The following is a 2,797-nucleotide window of genomic DNA, read 5'->3' as shown; positions in this document are numbered from 1 at the left end:
GTCATCTTGTACCTGTATTTCTTCCATCTGGAGTTCCACATTTCCAGCAGATACAACCGTATCCAAGAAATCAACCACTGTTGGTTTTATAACCACTGCTGCTAATCTTCTTCCTCCAATGATATACGGAGAAATAACATTATCCGCCCCTGCCCTTTTTAACTTCTCTTCAGCCTGATAATCAGTAGCTCTGGCAGCTACTTTAATTTTAGGATTCAGCGCTTTTGCTGAAAGAGTAACAAATACATTATCTGCATCAGATGTTAAAACGCTCAATAGAGCCTTTGCCCTCTCAATCCCTGCGGCTAAAAGGATTTCATTTTCTTCTGCATCTCCTTCCACATACAAAAACCCCTTTGTTTGAAGTTTCTCAATAGCTTCAGGATCTTTTTCTATCACAACAAAAGGAACACCTGCCTTTGCAAACTCGGAGCATATCTCTGCTCCGATCCTCCCATAACCACAGACAATGTAGTGATTGATAAGCTTTTCTATCTTTTCTTTCATTCTTTTTACCCTCCAGAATTCCCCTATTTTCTTATCTAAAAATAATTCTATTATAATTCTTACTGAGTAGGCTATAACTCCTACACCAAGGATGATTAAAAATATAGTAAAAAGCCTCCCTAAGTCTGATAGATCTTTCACCTCCTTAAAACCAACAGTGGTAAGGGTTATAACTGTCATATAAAGGGCATCGATAAACCTCAGTCCCTCTATAGCCATATACCCAACCAGACCAATAGAGACAGTAGCGAAAATCAAAACGATAACTATTTTTAAATGGGTCTTGTATTCCAATTCAAGAGCCTATATCAATTTTAAATATAAATCTAAAATTCAATGACTGTCCCAACATTACAGGGAAGAAATTTCTCTTTAAATTTTTGAGACAGGATAAGAGATGCATCCATGCCTGTGCAATGAGACACACCTAGCATTTCAATGCTATACTTTTCCAGTTCTTTGATTGTCCATTCAATTTGTTCTGAGGAAGTCCCTTTGAGATGCGTTCCCCCTATGATGCCCCTAATCCTATTATTTCCTTTCTTCCCAATAATATGTTCGATGATATTGATTACGCCAGAGTGGGCGCACCCTAAAACAATGACCATACCCTTTTTTGTATCCAAAACTAATGAGAGATCATCCTCAAGGGGATCGGGGACTAATTTCCCGTCAACCTCAGCATAGAGGTCAGGATCCCCCTTTTCCAAGGGGTTTTTTCTTGGCACCTCTCCTGTCACATAAATATCCTTTGAAATTTCAGTAAACTCCTTTATCAAATTGAATCTTGCCCCCAATCCCTCAAGGTAGGATCTATGAAAGGGTAATCCCACATATTTTTTCTTTCCATCCTTTTTCAATCTGTAACGCGTCTTGAACACATTGGGATGGCCAATGACTTCAACATCCCCCTTTATCTGAAGAACCTTTGCAAGCCCTCCAGAATGATCTTTATGACCATGACTTAAAACAATTTTATCAATAGACCTCAGGTTCTTATTTAGGGCCATTGAGTTATTGATGATCGCAAGCCCCTGCCCAGTATCAAAGAGGACGTTTTCCCTTTCTCCTTCAATAAAAACCGAGAATCCATGTTCACCAAGAGCCTCGACCTGTGGCGTCACGGTATTTTCTGATAGAATTGTTATTTTAAAATCCATTAATTTGCCCTCCAAAAAACAGTCAAAATAGCCTTTTTTTCAAAAATCAATAAATGTAAAATAGCGAATTTATTGGAAAGTAAACGAGGTTATAAGAAAAGTCAATATTTTTCTGCAAAACTATAATTCTGCAAATATGAGAAAAAATAGAAATAATTTTCCTAAACCTTGAACCAACTATAATAAAGCTAATAGCCTGGCAGGTTCAAGAAAAGGAAGGATTGATGCCTTGGCTGCATCAATAAATGGTCCTGGATATACCCCTATGGCAATAATAGCAATAACCATTACTGCAAGGGCAAAGTTCAGCATTGGTGATGAAGGGGCTAATATAATCTCTCCTTCAGGCTCTTTCATGTACATTCCCATCACGACTCTAAAGTAATAATATACGGCGAATATAGTATTTAGAAGCCCAATAATAGCCAGCCAGATATAATGTGTCTCTATTGCTGCTGCAAAGAGATATAATTTACCAACAAAGCCTGCTGTTGGAGGAATGCCAGCAAGGGACATAAAAATTATTATGAAGGCGAATGCAACGTAGGGGTTAGTTTTAGATATTCCTATAAAATCTGATATCTGATCTCCCCTGTTTCCCTCTCTACAAAGGAGGATTATCATAGAAAAAGCAGCTATATTCATGAACACATAGGCGATCAAATAGAATAGAACCGCGGCAAGCCCAATTTCATTTCCTGCTATAAATCCTACGAGTATATAACCAGCATGGGCAATACTGGAATAAGCAAGCATTCTCTTTAAACTCTTCTGGGCGATCGCGATAATATTACCCACAGTCATGGTAAAGACAGATAATAGCCAGAGGAGAATAATCCAGTGGGGCTTTAGGATAACGATACCGATCATAAATATTCTCAACAGAGCCGCAAAACCTGCAGCCTTTGTTCCTACAGACATATAGGCCGTAATAGAGGTGGGTGCTCCTTCATAGACATCGGGAACCCACATATGAAAGGGAACAAAGGAGATCTTAAAGCCCAGGCCGGTGATGAGTAGAATCATCGATAATATGAGAGGAATACTGAAAGTCATTCCCTCTTTGGTCAAGTATTGAGAAATTCCATTGAGATTCGTTGTCCCTGTAATGCCGTAAAGTAATGCTATCC

3 protein-coding genes are annotated in these 2,797 nt (G+C 38.6%); all 3 read right to left on the bottom strand.

Annotation, left to right across the window (positions count from 1 at the left end):
• A partial coding sequence (locus tag VMW81_01335) for a potassium channel family protein (protein HUU49583.1) occupies positions 1–801 on the bottom strand: 801 nt, incomplete at its 3' end.
• 32 nt (positions 802–833) lie between these two features.
• On the bottom strand, positions 834–1,667 hold the full coding sequence (locus VMW81_01330; protein HUU49582.1) for an MBL fold metallo-hydrolase: 834 nt from the start codon (positions 1,665–1,667) through the stop codon (positions 834–836).
• Positions 1,668–1,844: 177 nt separating this feature from the next.
• Positions 1,845–2,797 (bottom strand): NADH-quinone oxidoreductase subunit N (locus VMW81_01325; protein HUU49581.1); only part of this gene is annotated, 953 nt, incomplete at its 5' end.

Source organism: Nitrospinota bacterium (genome assembly GCA_035528715.1).
In the GTDB taxonomy this organism is placed as follows: Bacteria; JADFOP01; JADFOP01; order DATKYB01; family DATKYB01; genus DATKYB01.
The sequence above is the reverse complement of the archived record's forward strand: the minus strand, read 5'-3'. Positions and strand labels throughout refer to the sequence as shown.